We start from the raw sequence: 26,114 nt of genomic DNA, 5'->3' as shown, positions 1-26,114 counted from the left end.
GTATCAATTAATGTCGCGGCGGAGTCTCCCGAGTGTGCGTGCCAATAGCGAGGCAAGGGGCTTATGCAGGCGGGAGACTCTGCTGATACCTTTGAATTTCTTTTCACTCTTTGCCTATTTACCTTCGCACGCTTCAAAACTCCATTTGCCCTCCACCCCTCACGCGAACAAGATGTTCGCGCCACAAAAGCCCTCTGTCCAAAAATTCCTTGATTTTTGTCAAGACCAATCGGGTTTAGTTTTCAGACCTTTGTGTAAGAATCAAACTAATCATCACTTTATATAAACAACGTGATGAAAAATCTTTTGAAATTGGAAGAACTCGGACAGTTTATGCTGGTAATTATACTTTTTAATCAACTTGATTATGCCTGGTGGATTTTTACAGCCTGTATTCTATTGCCCGATTTATCAATAATTGGCTATGCTGTGAATACCAAAACCGGAGCATGGGTTTATAATTTTTTCCATCATAAATTAATTGCCATTGCTGTCATTGGCGCAGGATTCTTGCTTAATAATTCTTTACTTACATTGGCAGGTGTGATTGTATTTGGATATTCATCAATGGATAGAATGTTTGGCTATGGCCTTAAAAATGAAGACAGTTTTAAAAATACGCATTTGGGATTGATTGAAGAGAATGGGAAATCTTGATTCTATGAACCGAACGTAAGGGTTCAAAATTTTGAACCCCTAAAGAGCAATAACAATCACGAATCTCCATCGAAATACCATAATCTATTTTGTTCTTAACTCTCTGCGCAACGCCCTATGTTCCTTACCCCATACCCTCTTCAAATATTTCCTTTTCCTTGCACCTCATTCATTTCTTTTCTTATATTTGCGGCTTATTTATAATTAGTCTAAATACAATTACAACAAACTTATAATGTCTACACCTTTTTTTAACCATTACAGACGCCACATTTTTTTGTTTTCGGGCGCATTAATTCTGTTATTAATGGCCATTGGCGCATCAGCACAACAAATCCGCATTCAGGTAAAAGATACCCGCCAGGAGGCTGTACCCGGCGCTACAGTGATTCTGAATCAAAAAGCAATTGGCCTTACCGACGCCACAGGGTATTATCAGTCGAACATAACACTTATCCCCAACAACGTGCTGGAGATTAGAGCCATCGGCTATGAAACCTACAAAACATCCTTCAGTGCCGATACCCCCGGCAGTATTTTTCAAGTTGTTTTGCAATACAGCCAGAAGAGCCTGTCTGAAGTGGTAGTAACTGCTGGCCGTAAGCCTGAGCATATCTCAACCATTCCGTCGTCTATTACTATTCTTTCCCGCCGTGATATAGAAGCCCAGAGCAATATCACCACCGACATTTCAAGCGTGTTGGGTTTTACGGTACCGGGTCTGGGGGTGTCTACCAATAAGGCGGTTAACTCAGGCCAGACCCTCCGTGGCCGTGCGGTATTGGTGCTGATAGACGGTATTCCGCAATCTACGCCGTTAATGAACGGCTCGCGCGACATCCGCACCATTAATCCGGCCGTTATTGAGCGCGTAGAGGTTATCAAAGGCGCTACTTCCATCTATGGTAATGGCTCTGGCGGGGGTATTATCAACTACATAACCAAGAAAAACGAAGGCGATACCCCACTAACCGGCGAAAGCAGCGTGGGGGTTTCGTTGAATCCGTTCAGCTCCAATGGTACGCTGGGCTACCGTGCCTCGCAGTATCTGGGCGGTAAAAAGGGTAAATGGGGCTATAGTGTGGCAGGGTCGGCCGAATACATCGGTCTGCAAAGAGATGGCGAGGGTATTCCTTTAGGACAAACCGACGGCCTCTCTAACTCTTACCAGTACAATGCTTTTGCCAAAGTAAGTTACGACATCAACGCGCTTTCGTCTGTCAGCGCTTTTTACAATTATTTCAATAGCACGCAGCACACCAAATACATCAGCAAAGACGGGGTGTACGGCCAGACACCCACCATTGGTGTGGAGGGAACCGACCCCGGCAAACCCGCAGGGACACCCTTCAACCATAACGCACTGGTAACCTACACCCGCAGAAACCTGTTTGGTAAAACCCAGCTGGATGCCTCCGTATATATCAACTCGTTTAGCTCCATGAATCGCTACGTTACCACCGGAACGGCCTGGTATGGCCCGGGGCAAACCATGATCAATTCTAAGAAAAAAGGCTTGCGCATTAATCTTAACACCCCGTTTGTAATAGGTAAAATGCCTGCTGAGATTACCTACGGACTAGACCTGCTGAACGACATCACCAATCAGGACCTGGTAGATGGTCGGGTCTATATTCCGAATATGAACATGGTGAATCTGGCGCCTTATGCCCAGTTGAAAGTAGATATTGTTAATAACCTGATTCTGAAAGGAGGGGTGCGCTACGAAAACGCCACGGTAACCATCAACGATTTCAACACCATTGCCACCGGCCCCAACAATGCCGGAAGCATAGCCGTAAAGGGGGGTAAGATACCCTACAATGCCACCATGTTTAATGCTGGTTTGCGCTACGCCCGTTCAGACTTCTTCAATCCGTTTGTGAGTTTCTCGCAGGGCTTTGCCATTAATGAGCTGGGGCGCATTATCCGCCGGGCAACCGCCAACACCATTGAAAGCATGGAAACAGACCCCATCATCACCAATAACTATGAGGTGGGTTTTTCAAGCCGCATCAAAGGCTTCAACTTTTCGGCGGCGTATTACATCAGTACGTCTGACCTCGGCGCTAATCTGGTAGATGTAGGCGGGTATCTGCTTCCGCAGCGCGAGCCTGAAAGGGTATATGGTTATGAAGTAGCCGCCGACCTGCGCCTGACCGACCAACTGAAAATAGGAGGTACTTACGCATTTGTAGAGGGCAAGGCTATTTTTGAAGACGGCAGCAAAAAATACCTGAGCGGCGCCAGAATTGCCCCGCCTAAGGCAACAGGCTTTTTGTATTACTCACCTGTCAGCAAGCTCAACCTGCAGTTTTACTGGGTATATGTAGGCGACCGCGACCGCTTCCAGAAGCAGGCTAACGGTAAGTACCTGAATGGCGAAGGCCCAATTATCGGGTATCATTTATTCAACCTGGCAGGTACTTATAATCTCAACCAAAAACTCAGCTTTAGCCTGGGGGTAGAAAACCTGTTTAACAATGTGTATTTTAACCCTGCCAGCCTTTACCCGGGCTTAAACGCCAATTATGTAAGGGGTAACGGCACACAGCTGAACATCAACACCCGCTTCAGATTCTGATAACAGTTTTAATCTGAATTAAGCATCATCTTGCTCCGGCGGCAGCCGCTACCGGAGCGGGTATGCACCCTTTGCAGTTATTTATAATTACCTTTTTATGAAAGCATTTTTTCTCTGGTTGCACAAATGGCTTGGCCTTATAACCGGTATGGTAGTTTTTATTGTCAGCATTACCGGCTGTATTTACGTATTTCACGACGACCTGAAGCTATGGGCATACCCCCAAAAGTATTACCTGCACCAAACCGCGCTCAATCCAAAGCCTTTGCCTTTAACCACCCTGCTGCAAAAGGCACAGGCAGGCCTGCAAGCCGGAGAGAAAATATCAAGGATAGACCTGTACCCCGACGCCGGAAGAACCTGGGTGTTCAGAGCAAACAAAACCAATGACAATGCCTTTGGCTATTATAACTACCAGCAGTATTATAAAAGGGTGTTTATGAACCCCTACACCGGAGCCATACAGGCCGTTGAAGACACCAGAAAAGAGTTTTTTCAGGTTGTGTTGCAATTGCACCTCAATTTGCTGCTGGGTAAGAAAATCGGGCATCCGGTGGTGGGTTATTCTACGGCCGTTTTTGTGTTGCTGCTGCTGACGGGTCTGGTGTTGTGGTGGCCTAAAAAATGGAACCGCGCAACCGTGAAACAAGGTTTATGGCTTAATTTCAGCTACCGCTGGAAACGCCTCAACCACGACCTCCACAATGTGCTGGGCTTTTACAGCCTTGTTTTTGCTTTTATCATAAGTGTAACGGGGCTGGTGTTTGCTTTCCCCGGCTTTAAAACTTTTTATACCGATACCCTGAACAAACTCGGAAGCGTGGCAAAAGCTAAAAAAGACTTTGTGCCAGTGCCGCAACCCCTGAACAAAACGCTCGACAACGCCTTGATTTATGCCTTGCAGACCTACCCCAAGGCCGACATGATGTCAATCAGGCTACGCGACTCTACCGAAAAAACACACGATATACAGATAAGGCTGAACAAAGACCGCACCGGGGTTTTCAGATGGCTGTACTTTAACCAGTCGGACGGCCAAATCAAGCAGTTGAAATCAAATGAAAACCAGGCACCCGGCGATAAAATGGCCTCGCTCAACTTTGATTTACACATAGGCGCCATAGGCGGGCTGCCCACCAAAATTCTGGCATTTGTAGTCTCTCTCATTTGCGCCTCCCTGCCCGTTACCGGTTTCATAATCTGGCTGAATAAAGAGAAAAGCAGTGCAAAGAAAGGTAAAAGAAAGAGTAAAAAAGTGGCGGTTAGTTGAGGTTGGTGTGTTTTTATAGACAGGGCATTGCCGTGTGTATACGATTTATAAATAATAAAACCCTGCAAAAATCTCCTGTGTGCCCAGGTTTTTGATATAAAAGGGGTTTAACATCAGTTAAAGGCTTTAAATAGATTTGTGTAGACCTATAACATGGCTGGGCGGCTCGAAAAGTACCCCAAAATAGCAACCCCCTTATAAAAGCAGGGTTTGAAAGCATATTTTTTAATCTTTTAGCTGTATATTTGTGCGGTAAATAAAGTAATTTGGTTCGCCGTATAATCCATATCAAGCAACTTTCTGCCGGGCAGGTTTCTCAGGCCCGGAGGTGGGTTATATTCTCTATATTTATCGTTTTCTTTGCCCAAAGCACGCTTACTTTTCTTTTCTGTTTTTCTGTAAAAAACCCAGAGGAGTTCAGCAGGCAAAATGCCAGTATTGAAAAAAAAGTAGCACTGTTTGAAAAAGAACTCCAAAAAAAACTACTTGACCTGCTCGATTTCGGGCAGAAACCCACCCAAAAGAAACAAACCTCGGTAAATCTGGCTTTTTCGTTCAATCTTTTTGTAGAAGACATAGATCTGGCTGTTAACCCGGCACAGGGTGTCAATGACTGGCCTCAACGCAACTATGCCTACAAAAACGGTTATTTTCAGGATTTCTACGCCAAAATTATCCATCCTCCACAGGTATCGGTATAAACAATAATGAAGCACGTATGCTTCACCTGGTCGTCCTGTTTGGCACGGCCTGCATTTTTATTGTCTAATTAAACCGAATCATCATGGATTTTCCAATATTTCATCTCGATTTCCTCGGAAACCGGGCCTTAATCGCTATTATAGCGGTGCTTCATGCCGTTATTAATCACGCACTGGCAGTTGGGTTGATGCCCGTTGTGGCCATGCTAGAGTTTAAAGGTTTCAGTCTTTTAAAGACTGACCCGGCTCAGGCCGAAAAGTGGGATAAAACCGCCTACCGGATACTTTTCTTTGCATTTCTTATTACTACCACTATTGGCGCCATGACAGGTGTTGGTATCTGGTTTTCGGCTTCGCTGGTAAACCCAGCCTCCATTGGCAGTCTCATTCGTGTTTTCTTTGGCGCATGGTTTGTTGAATGGATTGTCTTTGTAACTGAAGTAGTGTTGATATTGCTTTATTTTCTTACCTGGAAAAAGCTGCGGTCAACCATAACCGATAGAGCCAAACACTTGCGCTATGGTATTTTTCTATCGTTTTTTTCGTGGATAACCATGTCTATCATCGTATCTATTCTTTCTTTTATGATGGACACCGGCAACTGGAACGCCAATCGTAGTTTCATTTATGGGTTCCTGAATCCGATATACGTACCGCAGCTGTTATTCCGCACTGCGCTGGCCATGACAATGGGCGGAATGATAGCCCTGTTTCTGGCTATCATTTTTACCCGTAAAGACCCGGCTTTCCAGGCTGTCATTGTCAGGTTCATTAGTCGCTGGGTGCTGGTTTGGGCCCCTTTGGCAGCGTTGAGCGCGGCTTTTTATTACTATGTGATTCCTGATAACCTGATTGGAAATTTGCCTGTGGCTATGGGTACTATGGAGTTTCAGAACTGGTACTCGCAGATAATTAGTATAGTGGGCATAGCTATTGGGCTGGTTATGATAACCGCCAACTGGTCGTTTTTTAAGCCTGCCACGGTGCCATCGTGGCTGGCGGGGCTTTCAATACTGCTGGTAGTAGTGCTGATGGGCCACTTTGAACGCCTGCGCGAGTTTATCCGCAAACCTTATGTAATTGGCGAGTATATGTACTCTAATGGTATAAGGGTTGAAGATTACCCCCTTTTGCAGCGAGACGGCGTTCTGAAGCACGCAAACTTTGTGCCTACCAAACAGATAACAGCTGGCAACATAACCGAAGCAGGAAGAGACGTATTTATTATTACCTGTAGCCGCTGCCATACAACCAATGGCATGGTAAACCCAATAAAAGGCAAGTTTACGGCTATGTTTGGCAATAAACCCTGGGATACCGCGCAAATGAAAGCCTACATAAAAAATATGCATCGGGCACGCTATTTTATGCCGCCGTTTCCCGGCAATAATCAGGAGCTTGAGGCGCTTTGTGTGTTTATTAAAACCCTTCAGCAAGACTACACCCTGCCGGTTGAAGGTTCGCAAAACGGGTTGGGACTCTTAAAGCCTTCTGAGGTTTCAGCCGGACAGTAACTTAAATTTTTATGCGCCTTTAATGGCGCTCATTAAATCAGCAATTCATTATGTTTTATTATATATTATTGCAGGCAGCACCGCAAATAGTGCAGAAAGACCTGCCTCTACCATTGCCGCTACCAGAGTGGCTACTGGTTTTGTTACTGGTTGTATCGTTTCTGGTACACATTCTTTTTATAAATCTAATGGTTGGAGGCTCTGTTCTTGCTCTTTTTTATCAGATACTCGGGCTTCGTAAACCCGACTACGACAAACTGGCCTACTCAGTTGCCGAAACCATTACAGTCAATAAGTCGCTGGCCATTGTTATGGGCATTGCTCCGCTATTGGTCATTAATACGCTTTATACCACTTATTTTTATACGGCCAATGCCCTCACCGGCCTGATGTGGATTATGGTTATACCCTTGGTAACTATTGCGTTACTGCTGCTTTATGCGCATAAGTTTTTATGGCAACGGTTACAACATAACAAGCTGCTTCATATCAGTTTTCTGGCTACGGCCGTGCTAATTTTTCTTTTTATACCGCTCATTTTTCTTACCAATGTCAATCTCATGATGTTCCCTGATAAATGGTCGGTTGTTGAGGGGTTCTTTTCAGCATTACTGCTTCCCAATGTTTTTCCACGATACCTGCATTTCCTGAATGCCTGTATGGCCGCTTCGGGCTTGTTTCTGGTGTGGTACTGGGGGCGGAAAACCTATGATTTCGAGTCCCGCTATCCAACGCTTTCCCGTTTCAGAGTCCGTAAAAATCTGTACACCATTACATTTTATGGTTCGCTGATACAGTTTATTATAGGACCCATTATACTTATCACCCTGCCTTCGCAAGGGCTGGCTTCTAATGTGCTGCTGGTGATTCTGAGTGGTGCGGCGGTAGCCATAGTAGCAATGGTGTGGCTCTGGAAAGAAATTAATGCCGACGAAACCCAATTTGGCAGATATTTTGGCAGGATAGCCATTGCCATGAGTATTGTAGTTATATTTATGGGGTCTGGCAGGCAGCTTTACCGTTCTAACGCCCTTAACCCGCACCGCAAGCTGGTAGCTGCCAAAACTGCAGCTTACGAGAAACTGGTAAAAGAAGCCACTGCCGAAGCCGGTAAAGCTAAGGTGGTTTCAGCAGATGCGCCCAAGCTACCCGGCCAGGATATTTTCAATAATAACTGCATAGCCTGCCACCAGGTAGATGAAAAACTGGTAGGCCCCGCCATGAAAGAAGCCGCCGGTATTTATAAGGGAAACAAGGCTGGTTTGGTAAGCTGGATTAAAAAGCCCGGTAAAAAGCGCGAAGGCCCACCTATGCCACCACAAACCCAACTAACCGACCAACAGGTACAGCAGGTGGCCGAATGGATTCTTTCTCTTCATTAGTATAGAAAAAAGGTTTTTTGCACTTTTTAAACTATGATAGCCTTATGAAGAAATCTAAACGACAAGCAACTAGTGGTTTTTCATCCGGAAAGCAGGTAGGCATACTTATACTGTTGCTTTTGCTTATACTTTCTATGATACTGGTATTTATATCGGTGTAAAATGATTGGAGGCAAAACAGGTTTAATAGACCGGATTTATAAAATGATAATTGCCTTATGATAGCCGGGGCGTTTGCAGAGCCGGACGCTTCGGCTATTCAATAAAATTTATTGTTTAATGCCCGCTTAACAATAATCCCAAACTTATGACAGTTGGTATAACCAAGGATTAGTACTGCGTAGTTTTATGCACAAAATTACATTCGGGTAGGGGTAGATCCAGTTGCTTTAAACCTTTAACTGCCACTGTTTGTTACTTGGAAATGCCTTTTTAATGATTTTTTTGGCCTTACGATGCAGATGCTTGAGCTGCATGGGTTGTTTTAAGTAAGCGGTATTGTCTGGCTTAGAGGGGTCTAGCCTCAAGACAGTGTTAAAATCCTGGGCTGCGTCGTCATTTTTACCGATGGCCTCATAGCAAATCCCTCTGTTGAAATACGCCATAAGTTTATCTGGGGCATCTTTGCTAATAGCTTTGGTGTAATCTAGTATAGCAGCAGTAAATTGTTTGTCTTTTTTAAAACTGTTACCCCGGTTAATCCAAATATTTGAATTGGTAGAATCAATCATTAATATCGCGGTGAAATCGCCGATAGCGCAGGCAGAGCCTCTTCCCCAGTTTCTCAAAAAACCACGATTATAATACGGCTTAATATTATCAGGGTTAAGATTGATTGCTTTCGTGTAATCTTTTATCGCCTCTCTCAGTCGGAAAGGCCCATACACATAACAAACCCCGCGTTTATTATAAGCGTCGGCATTGGTGGAGTCAAACTTTATGACATACCCATAAGCCTCAGCAGCTTTTTTGAATTGTTTCAATTCATACAAGCACGAACCTTTGGCATTATAAGCCTCAATGCTTTTCGGATTCAGCAAAATGGCTTTGTCGAAGTCAATCAATGCTTCTTTATAAGCCTTGTTGGCAAACTTCTTTTCTCCGGCTTTAAGATACTCCTCAGCCGTTTGCGCCGAGGCATGAAAGACAGTACCAAGCAACACAATAAGGGTAATTACACAGCGATTCAAAAAGTAGCGGGTCATCAGCATGAAATATTTATAATGTTAAGTATTATTGCGGAACTGTTTGTAGGCAAAAATAAGGAAAATTTGTTTGCAGAGGGCATAGCTGGATTCGCAGAGAGCGAAAAAATAATAGAGGTGTTAGTATATAGGGTGCCGTTAAATAAGAAATTCTTGCCGGGAAAGTATCAATCTTCTAATATTGAAATTCTAACCTAACAAATAGAACTCTAAGTCGATTGAAGATGCAATTTGGCATTGTCGAATTGCTTTGCAAATTGCCCTAGGTTCTTTTAACTTATCCTTCTCTTAAATCATGATATTAGAAAAATTGCTAGTAATAAATTACAGAAGTTGTAGAAAAATTAAAATAGAGTTTAAAGCTCAACAGCCAAATATATTAATTGGTGTCAATGATTGTGGTAAATCTACCATTCTAAAAGCTGCTGAATTATTGTTTAATGATAAGGCAATTTTTTCTTTCTCAAAGGATAACAGTGCTAGGAGAGATTTTTCTAATTCTCCTTTGGAGATTAATGAATTTGAAAATTTTATTGCTCAAGAAGGGTTACCTTCTTTGGAATATAATGGAAATCAATGTTACGTATTAGGTAAACTAAATATCCATGATGGTGAATTATCTGAACCTATACTTGAATCTCTAACAACCACAGCGCGATGGATTATAGAATCAAATGATTCAAATTATATATGGATTACCAAATGTTTTGATACGACTAATAATTCAATTAAATCATTAGTATTATTAAAGGATTGCAAAATAAAAGAAGAAAGATTATCGGCTTTCAGTTTGACTAGCTCACAATTAACTAATAAGGTTAAAGAATTGGAAGTCCCTAAAGAACACCTTATTAATAAAAACAATTCTGGCCCACTTTCTAGCATAGAAAAAGTAAGGGCAATATACTCATTCCTAGGTTCTTCTGCATATTGGAGTGAGTTTAAGTTTGATAAAGGGGATAAGGAAATTTTACCTACTTTTAGATATTTGGATTGGAATTATTCCTTGGAGGAGATTAAGGGACTTGCAGGTGATGCTATGCGTGAATTATTAGAAGAACATATAAATCCACTTAAGGTTCAAGTAACAGGTACGGCTACGCGCATAACTGATGGTATTAATGAAAAACTTAAGAACATACATAAGATTATAGGCCAAGATTTTCCCAATATAACTGCAATTAAAACTAAAGTATTTATAGATTTGAAAGAGTCAATAACTGACATTATTATAAATAAATCCAATGCAGATGGAGATATTCATTTGGATGCTCAAGGCGAAGGTGTAAAAAGGCAAATTTGGTTCGCAATGTTAAAAACAGCAGCTAGCGTAAATTCAGGAAACGAAAAAACATTGAAGAAGTTTATATGGGCTTTTGACGAACCAGAAACTCATTTGTATCCTACTGCACAGCGTCAATTGTTTGACCTTATACAAAATATTTCATTTGGTAATGTACAAACTATTTTAAGCACTCATTCTACCATATTTATTGATAAAATAAAACTAAATACTATAACTGGTGTAATGCAAAATTCTATCGGTTATAGTGAATTGTATGGTATCGACAGCATAGATTCTATTTATGATAATTTAAATGTTAGAAATAGTGATTTTTTATTTTACAATAAGTTTTTAATAATTGAGGGAGACACTGAGGCTCATCTTATTCCTGGACTATATAGACTATGGAAAGGTAATTCTCATGAGGAAGATAATATTCAGATTATCAATATAAAAGGGAAAAATGGTTGGCTGCAGGTAAAACAAATTCTAGAGAGTGTTTTCAATGGGTTTAAAAAGGATACCAATAATGTTGTTTTCCTTTTTGATAATGATTTTTCTTATGATTTAGGTCAAAGAGCTATTACTTCGAATATGTTTTTTGTGGGTAAACAAGATATAGAAGATTCTATCGATTCAAGTATTTGGGTACAAATCTGTAATGAAAAGCTTCATGATTTTGGAGTAACAGTTACCAGAGAGGATATTGAGCATATCAAGTCATCGATTCCTACGGATCGTGCAGGGGCTAAGATGGATAAGTTTTACATAAAACTCCAAACTCAAATAAGGAATAAGCTAAAGGAAAATAATATTGAAGATGTAGACTACGATATATTAAATAGTAAAGGTAGTGATTCAGCAAAAATGATTTTAAAGTATTTAGTTGATAGCAGACATATTGATAGTAACATTATTAGTGCATTTGAAAAATTGAATAATAATTAAAGAATTCGCTTTATTTCTCATTAGATGCAAGTTTATAATATGTCAACCATCCCATACAATCAGTCCGTGTGTAAACATCATTACCAACAAGCATTCCAAGAACGCCATACACACCAACTAAATAATAAACATTTAGCCAAAACTAAAAAAAACAACTGGTTTTCGTCAATGCTACTGTAGAGACAAGGCATTGCCTTGTCTCTACACACGAATAGCACCCATACTCTTACGAACGGACCAACACACTCGCCCCCCCGCATTTTCCTTTCACCCACCTTAGCATCCATCAATAAAAATGCGTAACTTTGGCTGTTTTAGCAGATAAAATCCCGAATAAAGTGGCACGTCCGTCAAAAGAAGAAACCGTAAAACAGCCAAAGGAGACTCCTCTCAACCGACAATACAATCAGATAAAGGCCAAGTACCCGGGGGCGGTGTTGCTGTTCCGTGTGGGTGATTTCTACGAAACTTTCGGCGAAGACGCCATCAAGGCCTCCAGGATACTGGGCATTGTTTTAACACGCCGCAACAACGGCGGTGCGCAGGAAGAACTGGCGGGTTTCCCGCATCACTCGCTGGATACCTACCTGCCCAAACTGGTGCGTGCAGGCGAGCGCGTAGCCATCTGCGACCAGCTTGAAGACCCCTCAGCCGCCAAGGGCATTGTGCGTCGGGGCGTTACTGAACTCGTTACGCCGGGCGTTTCTTTCAACGATAACGTACTCAATACCCGCCAGAACAACTATCTGGCTTCTATACATTTCGCCCGTCCCGATTACTTCGGGGTGGCTTTTCTGGACGTTTCAACGGGCGAGTTCCTCACTACTGAAGGCAACACGGCCTATATCGATAAACTGCTGCAAAGTTTTGCTCCGGCAGAGGTACTCTATTGCAAAAAGTACCGCCATGAATTTCATGGCACTTTCGGCGATAAATTCAACGAGTTTTGTTTTGAAGACTGGGCCTACCAGTACGACTTCGCCTATAACCTGCTCATCAATCATTTTCGTACTGCTTCCCTCAAGGGCTTTGGTGTAGAAAACCTCACCGAAGGCATAGTGGCGGCAGGGGTTATTCTGCGGTATCTGTCAGATACCGAGCATAAGGAAATGGGGCATATCTCGCGCCTTACCCGCCTCGACGAAGATAAATATGTATGGCTCGATCGCTTCACTATCCGCAATCTGGAGCTGGTTTTTGCACAACATGAAGGCGGCGTACCACTCATTCAGGTACTAGACCAGACCATTACGCCGATGGGTGCCAGGCTGCTCCGCAAATGGCTGGTGCTACCGCTGAAAGAAAAAAGCGTGATACAGGAACGCCTGGATACCGTTGAGTTTTTTGTGCAGCAAGATGAGGTAGCCGAAAACCTGACTACCCTGCTGAAACCCATTGGCGACCTGGAACGCCTGATTTCTAAAGTGGCCGTTCGGCGGATTAGTCCGCGCGAGCTGGGGCAGTTGAAACGGGCGCTGGCACAGGTGCCGCCCATCAAAAAACTGCTGGAAGACGGCAGCCAGACATTTGATGTGCTGCAGAAATATGTAGCCCAGCTGACCGACTGCAAGTATCTGTTCGATAAAATAGACCGGGAACTACGAGACGATGCCCCGATTGTTACCAATCTGGGGAATATGATAAAAACCGGAGTAGATGCCGAACTGGACGAACTCCATAAGATTGCTTTTTCGGGCAAAGACTTCCTGATTGAAATTCAGAACCGCGAAGCGCAACGCACGGGGATTCCGTCGCTCAAAATCTCTTATAACAAGGTATTCGGGTATTATCTGGAGGTATCAAATGCCCATAAGAGCAAAGTGCCGGTTGAATGGATAAGAAAGCAGACACTGGTAAACGCCGAGCGGTATATAACCGAGGAACTGAAGATTTATGAAGATAAAATTCTGACTGCCGAGACCAGAATTTTTGAGATTGAACAGCGAATTTTTAATGCTTTGGTAGCCACTGCCGGCGAGTTTGTAGCACAGATACAACAAAATGCCCGGGTGATATCGGTGCTGGATGCCCTGGCTTCTTTTGCCAAAGTGGCACGAAAAAATAATTATTGCAAGCCAACAGTTACCGAAAACAAGGTGCTGAACATTAAAGAAGGCCGCCACGCCGTAATTGAGCAGCAACTGCCTTTGGGCGAAAGCTATGTGCCGAACGACCTGTTTCTGGACGACGAAACCCAGCAGATTATCATCATTACGGGGCCGAATATGGCCGGTAAGTCGGCCTTGTTACGGCAAACGGCCCTCATCTCATTAATGGCGCAGGTAGGCAGCTTTGTGCCTGCCGCCAGTGCCGAACTGGGCATTGTAGACAAGATTTTCACAAGGGTAGGGGCCAGCGACAACCTGTCGAGGGGTGAATCTACCTTTATGGTTGAAATGACCGAAACGGCCAGTATCCTGAACAACCTGAGCGACCGCAGCCTGATAATCATGGATGAGATTGGTCGAGGAACCAGCACTTATGACGGCGTGAGCATAGCCTGGAGCATTGCCGAATACCTGCACAACCACGCCAAAAGCAAGCCCTGGACACTCTTTGCCACGCATTACCATGAGCTGAACCAACTGGCGGATGATTTTCCGCGTATCAAGAATTTCAACGTGGCAGTAAAGCAGGTGGATAACAAAATGGTGTTTCTGCGCAAGCTGAAAGAAGGCGGCAGCGAACATAGCTTTGGTATCCACGTGGCACAAATGGCTGGTATGCCACAATCGGTGGTTCTAAGAGCCAACGAAATATTGCATCATCTGGAAGAAGACCACATCAAAGAAAACAATAAGGAGAAAATCCAGCAGGCACCCAAAAACAATATCCAGCTCAGTTTCTTTGAACCACAAGACCCGAAGCTGGAAGCCGTAAAGAAGAAATTACAGGCTTTGGATGTCAACACCCTGTCGCCCATTGAAGCGCTTCTGAAACTGAACGAGCTGGTGAAGCTATTGTAACGGAAGGTTTGTAGAGGTGCTGTGCATGCGGCTCATCGCCGAATCTGGATTTTCCCGAAACAGTTTTAAGAGATTGTTTTGGAATTAAAATCCCGTCGGGATGATACATCTGTAGTAAGTGATTCGATTCGTGTGGTTGTATCTGAACGAGCTGTTGTAACGGAAAAGCCGCAATGCTTGCGGCTCATCGCCGAATCTGGTTACTTCCGAATTGATATTTGACAGACTGTTTTTTAAACAAAATTCTACTCCATAAACAGGCCCCCGGAGACGCACGCAGTGCGTCTCTACACGCCCTCTTTAAATAGCCGCAACTGTTCATTGGCGGAACTTTGCCAAATATTATTTCGTTTTTTAAATTTATATGAGGCTTGAAACCTCAAAAACTTTTATTAAATTTCACACAATTGTTAATTTAAACTCTTTCAACTATGGCATCATCATTCAACATTGCTTACCCCGGTACTTCTGCCGAGTTCGCTTCCGCTGCCGGAAATGCCATCACCGGTAAAGGTGGTGTTTTCAACGGAAACGACACCAAAGGTACGTTCAGTATTGACACACCCATAGGCGACGTAAAGGGCAGCTATCTGGTGCTCTCTGAGCCTGGTAGCCCCGAAACCCAGATTGAGGTAACTATTACCGATAAACCTTTTCTGGTTCCGATACGGAAAATCGAAAGCACCATTGCCTCTTTTCTTATGAAGTAATGGGTTCCGTTCTGTCTGATTGGCTGGCCGGGCTCTTTAAGCCTTATTCAACCAAAAATACCCCGCCAGCAAACGCACAGAAAACAAAAAACTCCCCCGCTTAGCTAGTGAGGGAGTTTTTTGTTGGCTCAGGTATTAACCCAATCAGCTTATTTTAAGTTTTTGTCCGGCTTTTACGCTGTTAGATCGTAATCCGTTCAATTTTTTCAGCTTTTCTATCGAAATGCCACCATAACGTTGTGATATCTTCCAGAGGGTGTCTCCTCTTTGCACCACATGATACTTCGGCTTGGTGTTTTCAATATGGTTTCTGGTTTTTCTTTCGTTTTTAACAATGCGTTCCACCTCTGTTACTTCCTCGTTGTCGTCATCCAGAATCACCAGACGTTGGCCAGCCAGTATTTTAGACGACTTCAGGTGATTCCAAACCTTCAGGTCATACATTTCCACATTATACCTGGTGGCTATTCTGTTCAGCACTTCGCCCCGTTTCACTACGTGGTATCTTTTCTTTACTTTCTTAATCTTTCTTACCTCGTCTTCCTGGCGCTCGGGTTTTACGTTTTCTTCTTCTTCACTTTCACTTTCAGCCTGGGCATAGCCGCTGTTGTTGCCCCCTATAATTACCACACCGGGTTCGGTTCTGGCTTCGTTAGACGCCAGCATCGTATTGCCTTGTTTTTTAGATGCCGCCTCCAGAATAGTATTTCGGTTGGCCTCAAAATAAGCATAGCTTTCAGCCGGAATCCTCAGGTCAAGGCCACGGCTCGATGCCGGTACATGGTCTTTTAGCAGGTGGGGGTTTAATAACTGTATATCATCAAGGCTGATACCGCTGGCATTGCTGAATGCCTCTACATCTACATAGCCGTCTACGGTTATGGTCTGGTATTCTCTTGGCGCCATTCTTAACGAATCATCACCGGCAATGCCATATTCATCGGCATGGTGCATCATGTACATAATGGCAGTAAACTGCGGTACATAAGTGCGGGTGTCGCGGTGCAGGTAGGGGTGAAGCTCCCAGTAGTTAGTAATGTTTCCGGCACGTCTAATGGCCCTTCTCAGGTTACCCGGCCCGGTGTTGTAAGAAGCAAGCACCAGTTCCCAATCGCCAAATATCTTATATAATTGTCTGAAATAACGGCAGGCGGCATCAGTCGATTTCTCAAGGTCCATGCGTTCGTCTACATATTCATCAATTCTCAGGCCATGTTCACGGCCGGTTGGTTTCATAAACTGCCACAAACCTACTGCCTTGGCTCTTGATACCGCCTTCGGATTCAGGGCCGATTCAATCATCGACAAATACTTCAGCTCGTCGGGCATTTCGTATTTAGCCAGATATTTCTCAAAAATCGGGAAATAGAAATCTTTCTTCTCCAGCATTCGCTTTGTAAAACTGGGCTTCTTGTAAATGAAGTATTCTACAAAACTTTGCACTGTGGCGTTGTACTCCAAAGGAATAGTCTTCTGCATTTTCTGAAACCCTTCGCGTACCTTTCTGGCATCGGCGCTTGGTATAAAGGCTTCTACAGGTTGCTCTTTGAGCGTGTCTTCAGACGATACCAATGTGGCTTCTTTTGGAATTACAGACTGGGCTTGAACGGTAAATGAGGCACAGCCAATAAAGCTCGCAATGACGAGGCACTTCTTGAGTAATGTCATAATTTCAATATCTTTTTACTAAGGGATTTCAGCTTTTGTAATGGCACTAAGAAAGCAATGTTTGTCAAAAATAGAACACAACCGCTTGTTTGTCAAGGAATTGTAAAACTTTTTTTGATATTTTCAAATTTTTCTGAAAAAACAATAAGCATTTGGAAGCCGGTTTGAGGCAACTTTTATACCTTGAAACAACCATCGGGGTTTTCCGAAAACCTTGAAAAACAGTTGTTTTAAGCCAGGCGCAGGGCTGTTCAAACCGCTTTCAGGGGCTTACTGTTGCTGCAAAAATTTAGCGAAGGCCAGCATTTCACTTTCTTCAAAATTTTTGCCAAGCACCTGTATTCCAATCGGCAGGCCGTCTGAACTCTGTCCGTTCGGAATCGAAACGCACGGATTCCCGATTACATTGGCCTGTACCGTAAAAATATCGGCCAGAAACATCTGCAATTGGTCTTCCGATTTTTCACCTATTTTAAAGGGCGGCGTTGGGGTAGTGGGCGAAATCAGAAAATCATAAGCCGACAGGATTTTGTCGGTCGACTCTTTTATTAAACGACGAACCCGCTGTGCTTTGGTATAATAGGCGTCATAATAATCTGCACTTAATACAAAAGTGCCTAATATAATGCGCTTCCGAACCTCAGCCCCGAAGCCTGCTGCCCGTGTTTTTTTGTAGAGACTTTCCAGATTGTCAATTTTGCTGCCTGCCCTGAAGCCATATTTAACGCCATCAAAACGCGACAGGTTAGAGCTGGCCTCGGCAGTTGTCAGTATATAATAAGTAGGTAGCAGATATTTTAGCAATGGGTAGTCTACAGCCTCTACCACATGCCCCTGGTCTTTTAACCAGTTTATGGTCTCAAAAGTTCGTTGTTTAACGTCTTCGTCCAGCCCTTCGCTTTCCAGCGCCTCACGCATGTAGGCAATGCGGTAGTGTTTTTTGGGGCTTAGTTGCTTGGTAAAAGCGGGCACAGGGCGGCTTGATACGGTGCTGTCGTACTCGTCTGCTCCGGCAATAATTTCAAGCAGAAGCGCGGCATCGTTTACATCTCGGGTAATGGGCCCCACGCAGTCGAATGACGACGCATACGCAATCAGACCCCAGCGCGAAACCCGCGAGTAGGTAGGTTTTACACCAATAACGCCACAAAAAGCAGCCGGCTGACGAACAGAACCGCCCGTGTCTGAACCCAGCGAAGCAAGGCACATATCGGCCTGTACTGCCACCGCCGACGCCCCCGACGAGCCACCCGGCACACGGGTAGGGTCGGCATAGTTGCGTACCGGGCCAAACGCCGAGTTTTCGTTCGACGACCCCATCGCAAATTCGTCGCAGTTCTGGCGGCCTATAATAATTACGTCTTCGTCTATTACCCTTTGCACCGCCGTTGCCGTAAACTGCGACTCAAAGCCGTCCAGAATCCGGCTGGCTGCCTGTAAACCGTGGTCCTGGTGAGCCAGTACGTCTTTTATGCCTATGACCATTCCGGCCAGCCTGCCGGCGGTGTTGTTTTTTATTTTTTCGTCTACCTCAGTGGCTTTTTTTAATGCCTCGTCGGCATACACTTCCAAAAAAACATTCAGATTTTTATTTTCCTCAATTCGTTCCAGATAATATTTCACCAACGCTACACAAGACGTCTCCTGTTTTCTGATTGCCTCCTGAATTTCTCTCAGTGAATTGTATTTCGCCATTTTATCGGTTTTTCTTTAAAAATCTGTTTTATTTGTTACTGAATTGCCAGTACCTTGGTGTGCCACAACCTGTTTAAAATGGCTATGCGCTGTTTGAAACTGCAATTTCTTAAAAAACTTTCAGAATTAAAACCAAGTAATTGTCGAATATCGGTTGCAGATTGTCGAATTGACTCTTTAAGGCGAACTTTCAGTACGTCGCAATCAGGAAACCTCGTATAAGGATTTATTGCTTTCGTATGTATAAAATAATTGATTTATATTTTTGAAAATCCGATTGCTAGAAAATTTTGCCACGATGTACACAAAGTAGCTCAATGTTACACAATTTATTTTTATCACGGAGGTACGCCAAGTTTGGCACAGAGTTGCACGAAGAGATGATTAACGTGAAAATTTCAAAAAAAGAGTGACAACTAAAATTAAAGACAATAAAACATCATTTTCTGTTTGAGTAGAGTTAAAAATCGGGTAGAGAATTTTGCAAAAAAGAAGTGAAATATCAGATTTTTAATTGTATGAGTTTAAATGATGAATGTTTTTTTGTTACTTTTTTTCAAAAAAAAGTAAATCCAAAAAACTTAACAAAAAGTGGATTTAATCAATGGAAAGATTGAATTATTAAGTGAATAAAGAATACTACAACAAAATAATAATATGAAAGTAGAATTAGTAAGAGTGGATGATGCCTTTCATTTTGAGGCAACGGGAGTATCAGGAGTAACCAACCACATTGATGCCAACGTGGAGATAGGCGGGCATAACGCCGGTGCCAGACCCATGGAGCTGCTGCTGATGGGCCTGGGTGGCTGTACTGCCATTGATGTAATACTGGTACTTAAAAAACAACGCCAGCTGATTGAAGACCTGCGGATAAGTGTAGAAGGCGAGCGTACTCAGATAGAAGGTACAGAAATGAAGCCTTTCAGAAAAATTAATATTCATTACGCATTTAAGGGAACCATTGACCCCGAGAAGATAGAAAGAGCCATCAAGTTATCAATGGAGAAATATTGTTCGGCCACGGCGCAGTTGTCGCCCACTGCCGAAATAACCCATTCTTATTCTTTGAATGAGTAAGGTAAAACTGAAAACTGGTGCAGAGAGAAGGCCATGCCATCTCTCTGCAATTTACCAATAATTCTTTTTCGCCCATGCCCTACAACGAAGCCGTTCTGAACAGAATCAGAGACATTCTTACAGAAAAACAGGTAAGTTTTACTGAAAAAACCATGTTCAGCGGGGTTTGTATCATGGTCGACGACAAGATGTGCTGTGCCACGCATACCAATAAAAAGACAGGGGAAGACGTGGTGCTCTGCCGCCTGAGCCCCGAAGATTTTGCCACAGCCATAGAAAACCCCGATTGCCTGCCAATGGACTTTAACGGTAAGGCCATGAAGGGCTACGTGTACTTAACCGGGCGGGGTTTCAGAACCCGGAAAGACCTTGAACACTGGCTGCAGCTTTGCCTCAATTACAACCCTTTGGCTAAAAAATCTAAATAGCTATGGAAAAACCGTTGATTGACCAGGAGTATCGCCTCGAAAAAATGGACGCCCCCGGTGGGTGGACATACGTTGAAATAAAAGAAATAGATGCCCCGCGCAAAGGGCCTTTCGGCTGGGTGCGGGTAAGGGGTACGGTTGACGGCTATGAGATACGCGGCTATAACCTGATGCCCATGGGGCAGGGGCGGTTGTTTTTTCCGGTAAAGGCAGAAATCAGAAAGAAAATCAAAAAACAACTCGGCGACACCGTAAGGGTTATTTTATATGCTGACAACCTGCCGACAGATGTGCCTGAAGAACTGGCCGACTGCCTGAAAGACGAACCCGGCCTGTATGAAAAATTCATGGCGTACTCTGAAGGCGAAAAAAAAGGTTTTATTGAGTGGATTTACTCTGCCAAAACCGACGAAACCCGGGCGGCAAGAATCGTAAAAACCATTGAAAAAGTGGCAAGCGGGCAGAAGTTTCACCAACAATAATGTTTGTACCTGCGTTTGTTTACAGGCTTAGGGGCAAAAAGTTGCAGTACCACACTACCGTTATCTTCTACCTGCTGGTGGTACTCAAAATCTATTAACCGGCATTGTTGCCGCAGGGTTGCGGCCTGTCTTAAATAAATAGGTGCCTGCCCGGCATTTAAAGGCTTAAGGTTGGCCATAATTATCTTTAACGAAAAGCCTCGGGTAGCATAGTCTATCTCAACCCGCAATTCTTCAGGTAAGGTTTCTGCCGGTATGGCACACCAAAGTTGCTCTATCATCTTTAGCAGAATAATCTCCTTCGCCGATTCCAGCGCGTAAGCCCTGCCTGTAATCATCAGTCGGGTATTTGTTTGCCTGGTATTACTTATTTTATCCAGTTCATGTCTGATACCCGCCGTAAGGCTTTCAGCCGGGGCGGCAGCCTCTTCCAGTCTTCTCATCAGATTCCGCAGTTCCTGAATCGTCTGGGTTATCAGCCGGTTGGTATTCGTAAAAAGAAGAATGTGTTCATCGCCCGTGGGTTGGTCTTCCTCTGCCATATTGAGGTTAATCTGCGCCACAAAGAGCAGCTGGCAAGGGCTCTCATGCAATTCTTTTCTTAATTGATTCAGAAATTTATTCTGATGTGCCAATCGCTCTAATAATATAGCCTGTACCTGCTGCGCCCGGGTTTCCAGTTTTTCAAGCGTATCTTTCCAGTGTTTTAGCTTAAGCACTAGTATCAGTGCAAAAATCAAGGCAAAACCCGTCAGGTAAACAAGTGTGGCTATATCTATTGTAAGCAGGATTACCTCCCTTTCCTGATTTTGGTCTGCCATGTCAACCTGTTAAAAAATAATAAGTTTTTGCTGCTTTTGGTGAAAATTAGCAGAGCAGTAGAATTGAAAGACAGCATCGGTTGTGGTGTCGGTGCGAGACACTCCTTTAGGTTTTAGGCTGCATACTGTTTACGGGTCAAAGCGTAAGCTAATCTAACAAAAAACTTAGAATAATAAAATAAATTATACAATTATTGCAAAAAAATGATAAAATATTCTTTTTCTCATTAACCAAATAGCGCTCAAAGTTGTTATGGCATAAAACACCCCGGTTGCCTGTAACCTTTGCCGAAATGGCAAAACCGTATAACCCGTTTGGGGCTTTGCAGAAACCGGTATATTTACCCACTATACCACCACAATTGATTTGCATGATGGAGAACAAAAAATTGAAGGCTTTTCTTCCGCTTTTTTATCTGGTCTGGTCAGACGACCTCCTGACCCAAAAAGAATTACAGACACTCAAAGACTTTATAGACAACCAGCCCTGGCTTACAGCAACCGAGCAGCAATACCTGATGGCCCAGCTTAATATAGCCACACCGCCCGGCAGGCAGCAACTGGCCAACTGGAAAACCGAAATTGAAGCAGCCTTGCAGGCATTGCCACAGGCCAGAGATATTTTTGATGTGTCGGTTTGGTTGTCGGGTAATGATAAAGACGTGGCCGAACTGGAACCGGCCTTTATAACCCTTGAGCTGAACCTGGGCCTGGCCGGTGAAGAGGCCATCAGCCAGTTTAAAACAGCCGGTAAAACTTTTACGTCTATACACCATACTACCCATAGTTTTGATACCCGCAAGCTAACCGAATTGCTTGATGGCAGCTATGCGCCTGTCATCAATCTGGTAAAAGGGGTTATCAGCAGGCCTGAATTTGCCTACGAGACCTCAACCGATATAGAAGTGTACCGAGAAAAAGTGCTGCAATGGTGCAAAATACTGGCTGCCGAGCATCTGGGTAATATGGCCTACCCCAAAGAATATGGCGGGGGCAACAACATTGCCGACTACTTTGCCATTATGGAAACCCTCAGTTACCATGACCTCAGCCTGGTTATAAAATTCGGCGTGCAGTTTGGGCTTTGGGGCATGAGCGTGTATTCATTAGGTACCGAAAAACACTACAAAAAGTACCTGCAAAAAATAGGTACGCTCGAAATCCCCGGTTGCTTTGCGATGACAGAAACCAATCATGGCTCAAACGTGAAGGGCATTGAAACTACCGCTACATATAACCACAGCACGCGGAGTTTTACTATACATACACCGCACCCCAAAGCACAAAAAGAATACATTGGCAACGCCGCCAGACATGGCCGCATGGCCACCGTTTTTGCCAAACTGATTATTGATGGCAAAGATTACGGCGTTAATGCTTTTGTAGTGCCATTGCGCGACGAAGCAGGCAACACCCTAAAGGGCATAACCATTGCCGACTGCGGCCCTAAAATGGGGCTGAACGGCGTAGATAACGGCACCATCAGTTTTGATAACGTGGTGATACCCAAAGACGATATGCTCGACCGCTTCGCTACCGTTAATGAAGATGGTTTGTTTGAAAGCCCGATTCCGAGCGACAACCGCCGGTTCTTTACCATGCTGGGTACGCTGGTTGGCGGGCGAATCGGTATTCCGCGTTCGGCGCTTTCGGCGGCTAAATCGGGGTTAAGCATTGCCATCAGATACGGCGACCAACGCAGGCAGTTTGGCCCCGAGGGTGGCTCTGAGGTGCCTATCCTGAACTACCGCATGCACCAGCGCAGGCTGATACCCCTGCTGGCCAAAACCTATGCCATGCACTTTGGCCTGCAATACCTTACCCATCGGTTTTTGCATAGAACCGAGGCTGATATGCAGGAAATTGAAGCGCTGGCTGCCGGTATGAAGTCGTATGTAACCTGGAGCACCCGCGATATTTTGCAGGAATGCCGCGAGGCCTGCGGCGGCAAGGGTTATTTGTCTGAAAACCGCATTGATGCCCTGAAAAACGATACCGAAATTTATACCACCTTTGAGGGCGACAACACCGTGTTGATGCAGCTGGTAGCCAAAAGCCGCCTGGCCGAGTTCAGAAAAACCTTTGAGCAGATGGATAGCATTGGTATGCTTAACTACGTGTATGAGCAAACCAAAACGGTAATAATGCAGAAAAACCCAATGGCTACCCGCAATACCGATGAGGCACATCTGCTAGACGACACCTTCCATAAAAATGCTTTTGAGTACCGCGAGAAGGTGATTCTGGCATCGGCGGCGCGCCGTATGAAAAAGCTCATTGAAAGCGGGCTTGATGCCTACGATGCCTTTAACGTAGCCCAACACCAGATGCAGGATGTGGCGCGGGCGTATCTGGACAGGCTGATGCTGGAGCAGTTTCAAACGGCTGTAAACGGAGTAGAAGACGAAGGCCTGAAGGTGATTCTGACCAAACTGAAACAGTTATTTGCTTTGTCGGAAATTGAGCATAACAAAGGCTGGTATCTGGAAGAAGGCTACATGGAAGCCGCCAAAACCAAGGCTATCCGCAAGCTGGTGAACCAGTTATGCTGGGATATAAGAGCCGATGCCGTACCACTGGTTGAGGCATTCAATATTCCGGACTCTTGCCTGGCAGCGCCCATTGTGTTAGGTTAAGCCTTTATTGTGGCGCGGACATCCTGGTCGCAGCCATGTTTAGTTAGATGAAAATTTGGAGAGCGGCTGTCTTAAAGCGGTTTTTGCAAGGCTTTTTTTTGTGAATTTCTTCTTAAGACAGCCCCCTCTCCCAAATCACCGGTTAAATCAGCGTTACTTAAATTAACTCTTAGTGCATTTAAGAAGCATACACCTCAAATTAGCCATAATCAAAGATGGTTGCATTTAATCAGTTAACCTTCCATTCAAACGGAATCCCGTAGGGATGGTATATCAGTAGACGTAGATTGGGCTTATAGCTGCGTATCCCGTCAGGGATAATATATTTATTGTTGAGTAGTTAATATATCGTCCCGATGGGACTTTAGAAGTGTATCAGCCATATTTTCAACCAATATATCATCCCTACGGGATACCCAATCTTTCAAAAAATGCAGAATCAATCTAAAAGCAATCCAAAGCAAGTGCAGATTCATTTCTGCATCAAAAGACTTGAAGATGTTGAACTGAATGGTTCAATCAAACCCTTTTGAATATTATTGGCAGCTTAAATTCTCCGATTCCAAATGCACTACGGGTTTAAATTAATAATTTCATTACCTTTGCAAAAATTCTATATAGCCGCAATACCATGAAGCAGTATCAGGACCTACTCAAACATATACTAGAAAACGGAACCAGAAAAACCGACCGTACCGGCACCGGTACCATTAGCGTTTTTGGTTATCAGATGCGGTTTAATCTGCAAGAGGGTTTTCCGTTGGTAACTACCAAAAAAGTACATACGCGGTCTATTATTCATGAGTTGTTGTGGTTTATCAAAGGCGAAACCAACATCGGATACCTGAAAGAAAACGGCGTATCTATCTGGGACGAATGGGCGGACGCCGATGGCAACCTGGGGCCCATTTACGGCAAGCAATGGCGCAGCTGGGCAACCGCCGACGGCAGGAGTATAGACCAGCTGAAGGAAGTAATCAATACCCTTAAAAAATCTCCTGATTCGCGCCGGATTATCGTTTCTGCCTGGAATGTCGGTGAGCTTTCGCAAATGGCTTTAATGCCCTGCCATGCCTTGTTTCAGTTTTATGTGGCCGACAACAAGCTGTCATGCCAGTTATACCAGCGCAGTGCCGATGTTTTTCTGGGTGTGCCTTTCAATATTGCTTCTTATGCCTTGCTGACCATGATGATAGCGCAGGAGTGCGGGCTGGAAGCACATGAGTTTATCTGGACAGGCGGCGATACCCACATTTACCTGAACCATCTGGAACAGGTTGAACTGCAACTATCGCGCGAGCCACGCAAACTACCCAAAATGTGGATAAACCCCGAGGTGAAAAGCATTTTCGACTTTAAAATTGAAGACTTCCGCCTGGAAGAATATGACCCATACCCGGCCATTAAAGCGCCTGTGGCGGTATAAAATCAAATTTTTTGGTGGGCTATAACAATTTGTTTCTGCCATCTGGCTTTGCCTGTGGGCAGAAACAAATCTTTCTGCAAACACCCCAACATCTTTCTGCATGCTACTTCAAAACAAAGCATAGCCTTAGTGCAGTACAATCTCAATTGTTTTATCTTCTTTCAGCCAGAACAGGCTTTCTTTAAAATCTGGCGGGCCAAGCACAGCCTTTACGTTGTTCGACATCCCCCAGGGTTCTTTCGGTATGCCTATCAGGTTGGTATCCAGTTTCTGGTTGCCGTTTACGTCATGATACACCCGCACCGAATATTGCCCCGGGCTTAGGCCCAGTATATCTGCCATGGCCAGCTTGTTGCCTATGGGCACCATCATCCGGCTTTGGGGTTGCTGGCTGGCATTTACTACTTCCAGCATCAGTTTCCCCTTTGTGTTTTCAAAACCGCTTACTTTTACTTTTAAAACGGGTTGCTGTGCCAGCGCACCAAAGCTCAGCAACCACAGAAACAGCATTTTTTTCATCAGATTTTCAGAATTTACTTTTAAACCAGAGCTATATTAACGAATGAAACAAGATAATTACAATCAGTTTCACAATTTATTATTTATTTTGAGTTTCAAAAATATAGAACATATACGCTATTCTAACAAGGGCTACA

The 26,114-nt window shown here is 44.1% G+C and carries 19 protein-coding genes; 14 read left to right on the top strand and 5 right to left on the bottom strand.

The features are described 5' to 3' along the window. Positions 1 to 294: 294 nt before the first annotated feature. The 6 genes from C0V77_RS10065 (at position 295) to C0V77_RS10040 (ending at position 8,108) form a co-directional block, all read left to right on the top strand. A complete protein-coding gene (locus C0V77_RS10065) occupies positions 295 to 657 on the top strand; it encodes a DUF4260 domain-containing protein (protein WP_101726215.1) in 363 nt (120 codons plus the stop codon). Positions 658 to 892: 235 nt separating this feature from the next. Continuing rightward, positions 893 to 3,241, top strand: a complete 2,349-nt coding sequence (locus C0V77_RS10060) for a TonB-dependent receptor domain-containing protein (protein WP_216824426.1) — start codon at positions 893 to 895, stop codon at positions 3,239 to 3,241. A gap of 97 nt (positions 3,242 to 3,338) precedes the next feature. Continuing rightward, positions 3,339 to 4,511, top strand: a complete 1,173-nt coding sequence (locus tag C0V77_RS10055; RefSeq protein WP_101726214.1) for a PepSY domain-containing protein — start codon at positions 3,339 to 3,341, stop codon at positions 4,509 to 4,511. Between the two features lie 266 nt (positions 4,512 to 4,777). Then, positions 4,778 to 5,212, top strand: coding sequence for a hypothetical protein (locus C0V77_RS10050; protein ID WP_101726213.1), 435 nt, complete (start codon positions 4,778 to 4,780; stop codon positions 5,210 to 5,212). An 83-nt stretch (positions 5,213 to 5,295) separates the two neighbouring features. Then, positions 5,296 to 6,726 carry a cytochrome c gene (locus C0V77_RS10045; protein WP_101726212.1) on the top strand — a complete coding sequence of 477 codons (1,431 nt, stop codon included), beginning with the start codon at positions 5,296 to 5,298 and terminating at the stop codon, positions 6,724 to 6,726. 50 nt (positions 6,727 to 6,776) lie between these two features. Beyond that, positions 6,777 to 8,108: a c-type cytochrome gene (locus C0V77_RS10040; protein WP_101726211.1), complete on the top strand. Its 1,332-nt coding sequence runs from the start codon at positions 6,777 to 6,779 to the stop codon at positions 8,106 to 8,108. 389 nt (positions 8,109 to 8,497) lie between these two features. Here C0V77_RS10040 and C0V77_RS10035 read toward each other — a convergent pair whose 3' ends face one another. Next, positions 8,498 to 9,313: a tetratricopeptide repeat protein gene (locus C0V77_RS10035; RefSeq protein ID WP_158237923.1), complete on the bottom strand. Its 816-nt coding sequence runs from the start codon at positions 9,311 to 9,313 to the stop codon at positions 8,498 to 8,500. Positions 9,314 to 9,608: 295 nt separating this feature from the next. Here C0V77_RS10035 and C0V77_RS10025 point away from each other — a divergent pair, with 295 nt between their 5' ends. The 3 genes from C0V77_RS10025 to C0V77_RS10015 all read left to right on the top strand — a co-directional run bounded on the left by C0V77_RS10025 (position 9,609) and on the right by C0V77_RS10015 (position 15,222). Then, positions 9,609 to 11,546: an ATP-dependent endonuclease gene (locus tag C0V77_RS10025; protein WP_101726208.1), complete on the top strand. Its 1,938-nt coding sequence runs from the start codon at positions 9,609 to 9,611 to the stop codon at positions 11,544 to 11,546. 338 nt (positions 11,547 to 11,884) lie between these two features. After that, positions 11,885 to 14,512 (top strand): DNA mismatch repair protein MutS, encoded by a 2,628-nt coding sequence (mutS, locus tag C0V77_RS10020; RefSeq protein WP_101726207.1) that lies wholly within the window; start codon positions 11,885 to 11,887, stop codon positions 14,510 to 14,512. A gap of 431 nt (positions 14,513 to 14,943) precedes the next feature. Beyond that, positions 14,944 to 15,222 (top strand): hypothetical protein, encoded by a 279-nt coding sequence (locus C0V77_RS10015; RefSeq protein ID WP_101726206.1) that lies wholly within the window; start codon positions 14,944 to 14,946, stop codon positions 15,220 to 15,222. A 144-nt stretch (positions 15,223 to 15,366) separates the two neighbouring features. Here C0V77_RS10015 and C0V77_RS10010 read toward each other — a convergent pair whose 3' ends face one another. Both C0V77_RS10010 and gatA read right to left on the bottom strand, forming a co-directional pair. Continuing rightward, positions 15,367 to 16,890, bottom strand: coding sequence for a lytic transglycosylase domain-containing protein (locus tag C0V77_RS10010; protein ID WP_101726205.1), 1,524 nt, complete (start codon positions 16,888 to 16,890; stop codon positions 15,367 to 15,369). A gap of 270 nt (positions 16,891 to 17,160) precedes the next feature. Continuing rightward, positions 17,161 to 18,585 (bottom strand): Asp-tRNA(Asn)/Glu-tRNA(Gln) amidotransferase subunit GatA, encoded by a 1,425-nt coding sequence (gene gatA / locus C0V77_RS10005; protein WP_101726204.1) that lies wholly within the window; start codon positions 18,583 to 18,585, stop codon positions 17,161 to 17,163. A 657-nt stretch (positions 18,586 to 19,242) separates the two neighbouring features. Here gatA and C0V77_RS10000 point away from each other — a divergent pair. The 3 genes from C0V77_RS10000 to C0V77_RS09990 are packed head-to-tail and all read left to right on the top strand — an operon-like array spanning position 19,243 to position 20,575. After that, positions 19,243 to 19,665: an OsmC family protein gene (locus C0V77_RS10000; protein WP_101726203.1), complete on the top strand. Its 423-nt coding sequence runs from the start codon at positions 19,243 to 19,245 to the stop codon at positions 19,663 to 19,665. A gap of 17 nt (positions 19,666 to 19,682) precedes the next feature. Further along, positions 19,683 to 20,093 carry a TfoX/Sxy family protein gene (locus C0V77_RS09995; protein ID WP_101726202.1) on the top strand — a complete coding sequence of 137 codons (411 nt, stop codon included), beginning with the start codon at positions 19,683 to 19,685 and terminating at the stop codon, positions 20,091 to 20,093. A gap of 2 nt (positions 20,094 to 20,095) precedes the next feature. Then, positions 20,096 to 20,575, top strand: a complete 480-nt coding sequence (locus tag C0V77_RS09990) for a YdeI/OmpD-associated family protein (protein ID WP_101726201.1) — start codon at positions 20,096 to 20,098, stop codon at positions 20,573 to 20,575. On the opposite strand, the gene C0V77_RS09985 is transcribed toward C0V77_RS09990, so the two are convergent. Then, positions 20,563 to 21,396 (bottom strand): hypothetical protein, encoded by an 834-nt coding sequence (locus C0V77_RS09985; RefSeq protein WP_101726200.1) that lies wholly within the window; start codon positions 21,394 to 21,396, stop codon positions 20,563 to 20,565. The genes C0V77_RS09990 and C0V77_RS09985 overlap by 13 nt on opposite strands. A 293-nt stretch (positions 21,397 to 21,689) precedes the next feature. Here C0V77_RS09985 and C0V77_RS09975 point away from each other — a divergent pair, with 293 nt between their 5' ends. Continuing rightward, the gene (locus C0V77_RS09975) at positions 21,690 to 24,032 is read left to right on the top strand and encodes an acyl-CoA dehydrogenase (RefSeq protein WP_229236252.1); all 2,343 of its coding nucleotides are present in this window, start codon (positions 21,690 to 21,692) and stop codon (positions 24,030 to 24,032) included. A 631-nt stretch (positions 24,033 to 24,663) separates the two neighbouring features. After that, positions 24,664 to 25,458: a thymidylate synthase gene (locus tag C0V77_RS09970; RefSeq protein WP_101726197.1), complete on the top strand. Its 795-nt coding sequence runs from the start codon at positions 24,664 to 24,666 to the stop codon at positions 25,456 to 25,458. Positions 25,459 to 25,584: 126 nt separating this feature from the next. Here C0V77_RS09970 and C0V77_RS09965 read toward each other — a convergent pair whose 3' ends face one another. Then, a complete protein-coding gene (locus C0V77_RS09965) occupies positions 25,585 to 25,977 on the bottom strand; it encodes a DUF2141 domain-containing protein (protein WP_101726196.1) in 393 nt (130 codons plus the stop codon). Positions 25,978 to 26,114: the final 137 nt, after the last annotated feature.

This window comes from Emticicia sp. TH156 (assembly GCF_002855535.1).
GTDB classification, from domain to species: Bacteria; Bacteroidota; Bacteroidia; order Cytophagales; family Spirosomataceae; genus Emticicia; species Emticicia fluvialis.
The sequence above is the reverse complement of the archived record's forward strand: the minus strand, read 5'-3'. Positions and strand labels throughout refer to the sequence as shown.